At 65.6% G+C, this 9,492-nt stretch carries 3 protein-coding genes; all 3 read right to left on the reverse strand.

Annotated elements, in window-relative coordinates; all coding sequences use genetic code 11:
- Positions 1-55: 55 nt before the first annotated feature.
- Genes recD through recC form a run of 3 tightly spaced genes read right to left on the reverse strand, consistent with a single transcriptional unit; the run spans position 56 to position 9,275 of the window.
- The gene (recD, locus tag ACUXVH_RS09715) at positions 56-2,137 is read right to left on the reverse strand and encodes an exodeoxyribonuclease V subunit alpha (protein ID WP_065364677.1); all 2,082 of its coding nucleotides are present in this window, start codon (positions 2,135-2,137) and stop codon (positions 56-58) included.
- Positions 2,134-5,826 carry an exodeoxyribonuclease V subunit beta gene (gene recB, locus ACUXVH_RS09720; protein WP_065364678.1) on the reverse strand — a complete coding sequence of 1,231 codons (3,693 nt, stop codon included), beginning with the start codon at positions 5,824-5,826 and terminating at the stop codon, positions 2,134-2,136. Before recB ends, recD begins: the two co-directional genes overlap by 4 nt.
- Positions 5,823-9,275: an exodeoxyribonuclease V subunit gamma gene (recC, locus tag ACUXVH_RS09725; protein ID WP_065364679.1), complete on the reverse strand. Its 3,453-nt coding sequence runs from the start codon at positions 9,273-9,275 to the stop codon at positions 5,823-5,825. Before recC ends, recB begins: the two co-directional genes overlap by 4 nt.
- Between the last annotated feature and the right edge of the window lie 217 nt (positions 9,276-9,492).

Here is a 9,492-nt window from a genome sequence, read left to right on the forward strand (position 1 = left end):
TGCAGCGAGACCAGCGCCCGAGCACGATGCCTGAGAAAAGCCGGAAACATGGGCGTCAGTCCAACTCCAGCATCAACCCGCTCAGACGCTTGACCTTGCGCCGAACAGCCTCTTCGAACACTCCGGCACGGGGCTCGATCAGGCTGAACCAGTCCTTGGCCCGGGTGATACCGGTGTAGATCAGCTCCTTGGTCAGCACCGGGTTCAAAGCGTCGGGCAGGATCAACGCGGTGTGGGCGAACTCCGAGCCCTGGGACTTATGCACCGTCATGGCGTAAACGGTTTCCACGTCATTGAGCCGGCTTGGCAGCACCAACCGCACCCCGCCCTGGCCATCGTTGCGCGGAAAGGCGACGCGCAGCACCTGACGCCCCGCCTCCGAGCCTTCCTGCTCCGGCAGTTTCAGGGCGATGCCGATATCACCGTTCATCAGGCCCAGGCCGTAATCGTTGCGGGTCATCAGCACCGGGCGGCCCTCGTACCATTGCTGGTCGCTGTCGATCAGCCGGGCCTTGAACAGCGCCTGGGTGATCCGCAGGTTCAGGCCTTCGACACCCCAGGGGCCCTTGCGCACCGCGCACAGCAATTGGAAGCGATCAAAGGCCTGCAGAACATGGCGCGCCCAGTCGGTCCAGCGCCGATCCTCCAGAGGCGTACCCGGCGGCGGGCGCTGGCTGCGCAGTACATTCAGGTAGTGGCGGTAGCCTTGCGGCCCCTCGCCATGGCCCTCCAGCAGCAGCCGCTCCAGGGCCCGATCCTGCTCGCCCTTGAGGCTCAGGCCATACAGGTCGGCATGGCTGCGAGCCGCCAGCAGGCGCCGGGCTTCATCGGCCTGCTGCTGGTTGACCCAACGCGCCAGCTGGCCGATGCCGCTGCCTTCGCCGAAACGCCGGGAATGGCGCAGCATCACCACCTGCTGCGCCAGGGGATGCTGGTGGGCGCTGTCTTCCTGCAGGCCGCTGGCTCCCAGGTGCTCGCCACTGACCGCCTCCAGCCAGGCCCGGGTCTGCGGGTTGTACCAACCGGCCTCGGCGTCACGGCACAGGTCGCCGAGCACGGCGCCGGCTTCCACCGAGGCCAGTTGATCCTTATCCCCCAGCAACACCAGGCGTGCATGAATGGGCAAGGCGTCCAGCAGGTTGGCCATCATTTCCAGGTCGATCATCGAGGCTTCGTCCACCACCAGGACATCCAGGGGCAAGCGGTTGCCGGCGTGATGGCGGAAATGCCGGGTGCCCGGGCGATTGCCCAGCAAGCGGTGCACGGTGGTCACCTCGCTGGGGATCATTTCCCGCACCTCATCGGGCACCGCCAGGGAACGCACCTGCAAGCTGATGGACTCGGTCAGGCGCGCCGCGGCCTTGCCGGTAGGCGCCGCCAGGCGAATGCGCAGCGGCTTGCGTGCTTCCACCGCCGGGCCCTGGAGCAAGGCCAGCAGGCGCACCACGGTGGTGGTCTTGCCGGTGCCGGGGCCGCCGGTGATGATGCTGAAGGCGCCCCGGGTGGCCAGGGCACAGGCGAGTTTCTGCCAGTCGACGGGCCCCGCCGCCTTGGCCGGGCCGAACAGCCCGTCGAGGCGCGCCGCGAGGTTTTCCGGGGTGGCCTCGGCCAAGGCCAGGCGCTGGCGCAAGGCGTTGTCGATACGCCGCTCATAGGCCCAGTAGCGGCGCAGGTACAGGCGCTTGCCGGACAGCACCAGCGGCCGCTGCCGGGAAGACTCGGCATGATCCGCCGCCAGGGCCACCAGGCGGCTGCCGGCCAGGACCTTGCACCAGTGCGCCCCTTCAAGCCCCATCAACACCTGGGACGGCAGCGCCGGTGCGCCGTTTTGTGCGTCGCCTTCGGGCGGCAGCGACAGGGCGAAGTCCGGCTCCTTGAGGGTTTCGAACAGGTCCAGGCAGACATGCCCGTGCCCCAGCTGATGGCTGGTCAGGGCCGCGGCCATCAGTACCAGCGGATCACAGCCCGGGTCCAGCTCATGCAGGAAGCCGACAAAGGCCCGGTCCAGGGAACGCAGCCAGCCGCGCTCGACCCAGCGCTCAAGCAACAGCAGCAAGTCGTCGGCGCGGCTCAGGGGCGCCAGGTCGAAGGCCGGTTGCGGCGCCTGGTCCAGTGCATCGAACAGGTCCTGGGTCATAGCAACACTCCCTGCTCCCAGGCGGGCTCGGCCTTGGGTGGCTCGGGCTGGCCCTGGAACATGCGGTCCAGTTGCTCGATCAACTGTCGAGGCGGCCGGGCGAAGTAGGCCCCCTGGCTGGCGGCACGGGTGCCCCGCAGGAACAGGTACAAGGCGCCGCCCACATGGCGATCGTAGTCGTAGTCCGCCAGCCGGGCCTTCAATTGCCGGTGCAGGGCCAGCAGGTACAACACGTATTGCAGGTCGTAACGGTTGTCGAGAATCGATTGTTCCATGGCCTGCTCGGTGTAGGCCGCGTCGTCCGCGCCCAGCCAGTTGGATTTGTAGTCGGCCACGTAATAGCGGCCCTGGTGTTCGAAGGTCAGGTCGATAAAGCCCTTGAACATGCCGTTGAGCAATACCGACTCGGCAGTAACTCGGGGCGCGCCCTGATGGGTTTGCTGGCGTACCCGCTCATCGAGCTTGAGCACATCGACCTTGTGGCTGGCGAACCAGAACTCCATCTCGACCCGGTACTGGGTCAACTGCCCGAGCACCACCGGTGCCTGGCCCTCGCCCAGGGGCAAGGGCGCTTGCAGCAGGTGCTGCAGCCAGTCGCTCAGGGTCGGGATCCAGCCTTGCCAGCCGCGGCGATTGCAGCGCCGGCCCACGGCGTCCTCGATCGCCTCGGGGGCAGCGGCAAAACCCTCCTCCCCGGCCCACTCCAGCAGGCCATGAAGGAAGGTCCCGGGGTTCGGGCCGCGGGGGAAGCGGTGGATATCGCCGCCGCTGGCCAGGGTTTCCCGCGGAGCTTCGGGGTCCAGGCGTTCGTCGTCGAAGAGTTTCTGCGCCTGGGGGTTTTCCGGCGCCTCGGTGCTGCCCGCCCCCAGGATGTCGCTGATGCGCAAGGCACTGTAGGAGGCAATCCACCAGTTTTCCGCGGCGCGGCGGCTGGGCGTCAGCGGCGCCAGCAGGGTGGCCTCGTTGCGCGGTGGCTGATAGCGCTGGTCATCGACGACGGGCAGCTCGGACACGCCAATCGCAGCGCAGCCCTGCTGCAGGTCCAGCAGCCAGCGCAACAAGGCGCTGGATTCGCCCAGGACATCGCCGCCGCCCAGCAGGTAACCCAGGGCCGAAAGGTGCAATACCGAGCTGCTGTGATTGCCCCGCTTGAGATCGGCCACCCCCAGCCAGCAGGCATGCTGGGCCCGGGTCAGGGCCACATAGAGCAGCCGCAGGTCTTCCGCCAGGCGCTCTTCATCGGCCAGGGCAATCAGCTCCGGGGTGGGCCGCAGGCTGACCTGGGGCTTGCCGGCAGCATCGTGGTAATGCAGCGGCAAGCGGCTGCCATCCACCGGCTTGGTGGAACAGATGAAGGGCAGGAACACCAAGGGGTATTCCAGGCCCTTGGACTTGTGGATGGTCACCACCTTGACCAGTTGCTCATCGCTTTCCAGGCGCAGGATCTGCTCCTCCCCCGCCTGCCCGGACAGCGCCAGGTGCTCGGCCAGATGGCGGATCAGGGCCTGCTCTCCGTCGAGTTCGGCGGCGCTTTGTTGCAGCAGCTCGGACAAGTGCAGAAGGTTGGTCAGCACCCGCTCGCCATCACTGCGGGCCATCAGCGCCTGGGGCAGCTGGAAGTCATGCAGCAGGCGCCGCAACATCGGCAGCACGCCCTGGCTGCGCCAGATCGCCCGGTAGCCACGGAACTGCATGACCCGCGCTTCCCAGGCCAGTTCATCCTGGTTGAGCCGCTCCAGCTCCAGCAGCGGCAGGTTCAGGGTCAGGGACGCCAGGGCCGCGCGCAGCGGCCGCTCCACGTCCGGCTCGGCGCAAGCCTTGAGCCACACCAGCACATCCCGGGCTTCCTGGGCGGCGAACACCGAGTCCTTGTCCGACAGGTACACACTGCGCACCCCGCGGGCGGCCAGCTCGCCGCGCACGGCCTGGGCCTCCTTGCCATCGCGCACCAGGATCGCGATATCCGCCGGCAGCAAGCCTTTCAGCGCTTGCTGCTCACGGACAAACCCACTGCGCCCCTGCTGGCCGCCATTGAGCAGGCCGACAATCGCAGTGGCGCAAGCCGCCGCCTGATGCTGGCGATACTGGGCCCCGGACAGCGGCTGTTCCGAAGGCAATTGCCAGAAGTTAAGTGCCGGCACCGGCTGGCCGTCGACCAGCAGTTGCTCCTTGCGCCCCTGGGCGGCCACCGCCAGGAATGGCACCGGGTTCTCGCCATCCGCTTCGCGAAACAGGAAGGCTCCCTGTCCCTGCGGCCGCTGTTCGGCTTGCAGGAACACATGGTTGACCGCGCTGACCATGGCCTGGCTGGAGCGGAAGTTGGTGCCCAGGGTGTGCAGGCGCCCGCTGGTGGCCTGGCGTGCCCGCAGGTAGGTGTAGATATCGGCGCCACGGAAGGCGTAGATCGCCTGCTTGGGATCGCCGATCAGGAACAGGCCGGTCTCGGGGTCGTTGGCCTCGATCCGGTAGATGCTTTCGAAGATCCGGTACTGCACCGGGTCGGTGTCCTGGAATTCGTCGATCAGGGCCACCGGGAACTGCTCGCGGATCAGGGTCGCCAGGCGCTCGCCGCCATCGCTCTGCAGGGCGCTGTCCAGGCGCAGCAGCATGTCGTCGAAGCCCATCTCGGCGCGCCGCCGCTTCTCCTCTTCGAAACGTGCCCCCACCCATTGCGCGGCGTGTTGCAGGACCGCCGCATCCGGGCTGGGCAAGGCATCGAGGCTGGCCTTGAGCCCGGCCATGGCGTCGAGCCCGGGGTGATCGGGGGCCGCGCCTTTCCAGGCCTCGCTCATGCCTTCGGGGGTCAGGCGGGTGAAGCCGGTGCCGATGTCCAGTTGCTCGACGGATTCGTCCTCGGCCCAGGCACTGATCTTTTCGAACCAGGGCTCGAAGAACCGGGCCTGCATCTTGCGCCCGTCGACGCTCTTGCTGGCCACGCCTTGCAGGCAGATCTCCCGCAGTTGCGCGGCCCACTCGCGCCAGGGCGCCTTGATCTGCACCAGGGCTTCACGACGTTCTTGCAGGCAGGCTTCGATCAACTCGCTCGGCGTCTGTTCGGGTGGGTCCCGACGCTCGTTGCCGAACATTGCCCGCACTCGGGGCATGAGTTCGGCCGGCCCGACCCAATGGCTGCGCACCCAGTTCAGGGCATCACCCTGCATCGGGTAGCAGAACAGCCGCCAGTAATCGCGCAGAACCTGGCCCAGCAAGTCGCTGTGGTCGGTTTCCAGGGTCTGGGTGAACAGGCTGCCGCTGTCGAACGCATGTTCGCGCAACATGCGCTGGCACCAACTGTGGATGGTCGAGACCGCGGCCTCATCCATCCATTGCGCGGCGATGTCCAGGCGATTGGCACAGGCGGCCCACTGCTCGACGGGGTATTGCTCACGCAACTCGACGATCAGGCCATCGGGGGCGCTGGTTTCATCGCGAAAGAAGCGCGCGGCTTCTGCCAGGCGCGTGCGAATGCGCTCGCGCAATTCCTTGGTGGCGGCATCGGTAAAGGTCACCACCAGTATCTGCGGCGGCAGCAATTCACGCCCGAAACCCGCCGCCTCGCCGCCATGGCCCAGCACCAGGCGCAAGTAGAGCGCGGAGATGGTGAAAGTCTTGCCGGTACCGGCACTGGCCTCGATCAACTGGCTGCCGCGCAGAGGAAATGCCAGGGCCAGGGGAGCTTGTGCAGTCATGCGCCTGCCTCCTCGCCGAGCGCCGAACGCCAGGGAGCATTCAACAGGGGTCGATAAAGGGTCTCGGCCCAACCGCTGAAGGTTTCATCGGCGATCAGTGCGTTGTAGTCGGCGAATTGGCGGGCCAGGGCCGGGCTTTGCCGGCGTTCGCCCTCGCTGTTCTGGCCGTCGCCATCGTAGGTCTTGCGTGCAGCGGCCGCGGCTTTGTCCGGGTCGCTCTGGCCCAGCCAGGCGAAGGCGGTCTTGATCGCCACCGGCAGCGGCTGGCGCATGCCGGCCTGCCAGGCCTGCAACAGGTTGCCGAGAATCTGCCGGGCCACCTCCTGCTCCAGCGACGGCAACAACAGGCTGTCATCGCTGGCCACCAGCGCGGTGGTCAAGGAGTAACCACTGGCGCAGGCCAGCAGATGATTGACCCAAGGCTTGATCAGCCGATGCCATTTACGGGTCTTGGTCGAGCCGATGCCGTTGGGGATGGCGCTCACAGCCAACAACCCGCCATCAGCTCGCTGGTGCAGGCTGCTGAGCCAACCTTCCAGGCGCACGCCTTGCAGTTCCAGGCTCACCGGCAGCGCACTGGTTACCGGGGTCGGCCACAGGTCGAGCAGTTGCCGATAACGCTGCAACAGGTCCGGCAGGGGCTCCAGCAGTTCGCGCTGCAGGCATTCGCCAAAACCGGCCATGGGCAACAGGCCACTGGCTTGCAGCCTCTGGGCCTGGGCCTGCAAGGCTTGCTCGGGCTGCGCTGCGTCGCCCAGCGCCGCTTCCAGCAGGCTGTCGCTGAGGCTGTAGCGCTGCAGGGCATCGAGCACGAAGGGCTCTTCATCGGCCAGCGGTGCTTCCATGGCTTCAAAGAACACCTTGAGCCTTTGGCTGAAGAAATGCCGCACCGGGTTGCGCAGGAAATCCTGCAACTGGGCAAGGCTCAGGGGCTCGTCCTGGACATAGGGTTCCAGGCGTTCGACTGCGCCCAGTTCCTCTCGGACCTGATGCAGCACTTGCCACTCCCGGGCGTAGCTGAACAGCGTGTCGCTGTCGTGGAAATAGCGGGCACTGAAGGGTTGCAGGGGATGCTCCTGGGTCAGGGCCTCCAGCAGGGAGTCCTGCTCATCGGGCAGCCGCCAGCCGCTGGCCAGGTGATCGCGCAACTGGCCGATCAGGACCGAGGCCGGGCGCTCGCTGTTGTCGCGAATGCTGCGGCCAACCCAACTGACATAAAGTTGGTCACGAGCCGAGAGCAGGGCTTCAAGCAGCAGGTAACGGTCGTCTTCGCGCCGTGATCGGTCGCCGGGGCGGTAGTCGCTACCCATCAGGTCGAAGTCCAGAGGCGGCTGCGCCCTGGGGTAATCGCCATCGTTCATGCCCAGCAGGCACACCAGCTTGAAGGGAATGGCGCGCATCGGCATCAGGGTGCAGAAGTTCACCGCTCCGGCGAGGAAACGCTGGGACAGGCGCCCCTGATCCAGGCCGGCCAGCCAGGCTTCGCGGACCACCGTCAGCGGCAACTGATCTTGCAGGCCCACAGACTCGCAGGTTTCCAGCCAGTTCTCCCGCAGGTCGTCGAGCTGTCCCAGCAGGTAATCATCGTGCTCGTTGCTGGCAAGAAAGAACTGTTCCAGCAGGTTGTGCAGGCGCTCGCCCCACTCCACCGGAACCGCCGGCTGGGTGAGTTGCTGGTAGGCGATCTGCAGGGCGTCAAGAAGGGCGACCAGGGGACCGATCAGCGCCGCATCCAGGCCACCGATCTCGTCATAAGGTTCGATACCGTCACAGGCGTCGGAGCGGCCGACGGCATAACCCAGGAGCATGCGCCGCAGGCCGAAACGCCAACTGTTCTGCTCCAGTTCCGGGGGCAGCCCCAGTTCTGCGCGCTGCTCGGCATTCATTCCCCAACGGATGCCGGCACCTTCAATCCAGCGGTGCAGGGTCGGCAGGTCGGCTTCGTCGACGCCAAAACGCGCACGCAGGGCTGGAACGTCCAGCAGGTCGAGAATTTCACTGACCGGAAAACGACTGTCCGGCAGCTTCAATAGATGTTCGACGGCGATCAGCAGCGGGTCACGGCCACGCTGGCCCTGGTCAGTGAGGGTAAAGGGAATGAAGCGCCGGTCATCCCGCTCCAGCTGGCCGAACACGGCGCGGATATGCGGGGCGTAGCTGTCGATATCCGGGACCATGACGATCACATCCCGGGGCCGCAGGTCGGGCTCTGCACTGAAGCGCGCCAGGAGCTGGTCGTGAAGGATTTCCACTTCTCGCTGGGCGCTGTGGGCAATGTGAAAACGGATCGATTGGTCGTACTGGATATCGACCTGCGGCCACAACTCACGTGTTTCGTTCAGCGGGCGCAGCTCGAGAATGTCGTCCTGCAATTGCTGGAGCATGCTGGCCGGCTGGCTGTCACTGAACAGATCGATCCGGCCATCGCGAAAAGCGCTGCGATAGCTGTTGGGATCGTCATAGCTGTCCAGCAGGTTGATGTAGTCACGGCCTTGCTTGCCCCAGGCGGCCAGCAGCGGGTGGGCGTGCTGGTGCAGGGTTTGCGGATCCAGGGCCTGAGGCATGCCGGCCTTGCGCGCCTGGCGTTTGTATTGGTGGCGCAGCAGGTCCTTGTCGGCAACGATATCGGCCCAGTGATGGCGACAAGGGTTGTGCACACACAGCAGCACCTGACTGAAGCGGGCCAACCCGGCTAGTGCCTCCAGGGCCTGGGCCGGCAGCGAAGAGATACCGAAAACGATCACTCGGGACGGCAAGCCCCTGGGCGCCACCTCCAGTTGGTTGATTCGCTCGATAAAGCGCTGGTGAACGCCTGCGCGACTCTGGGCCATCCCCTCGGTGCCGACATCCAACAGCAGCGCGCGCCATAGCTCGGCCTGCCAGCAGTTGGCAGGCGTCAGGGCCTTGGTTTCACCACGACCATTGCGCAGTTGGTGGCGGCCGGCGGCCCAATCCTCCAGCCAGTCGGCTCGATATACCTGGTATTGGTCGAACAGATCGGCCAAACGCTCGGCCAATTGATAGCGCTTGCGCAGGTCACTGTCGTGGGTCAGGAAGCGTTGCAGGGGTTCGAAATGCGGCTCATCGATCAACTCCGGCAACAGGCGCATCAGCCGCCAGGTCAGGGGAGCTTTATCCAGCAGGGATTTGGGCGGGATTTCGTCTCGCCCCAGGACCAGGCGGTACAACTGCCACATGAAACTGCCCGGCAATTGCACATCAATGGCAGCGGCAATACCGCAGCCACCGCCGTCATCCACTTCGGGGTCTTCGGCCAGGGCCAGTTTCAGCCATTGGGCGATACCGTTGCTCTGTACCAGGGCAATTTCATTTTCCAGGGGCGCCAGGGGATAACGCCGCATCCAGCTGACCACCAGGCTGCGCAACTCGTCCAGGCGGTTACCGTGAACCACCATGAAACCAGGGTTGAGGGACGAGGCGTCCGGCATAAAGGCTTCCTTGGAGAATGCAAAAAGCTAGGGCGGAACCTTAGCACTGTCACCGGGCAGTGGCAGCCAGGTCGAGCAAACAGTGACAGAGAAAGCGCCGGGCTTTTATGTCGCGCAAAAACAAAACCCCAACTGCATGCGCAGTTGGGGTTTCGGAATTTAATCTTGACGATGACCTACTCTCACATGGGGAAACCCCACACTACCATCGGCGATG

The sequence above is a fragment of the Pseudomonas sp. 8(2025) genome, from assembly GCF_052665325.1.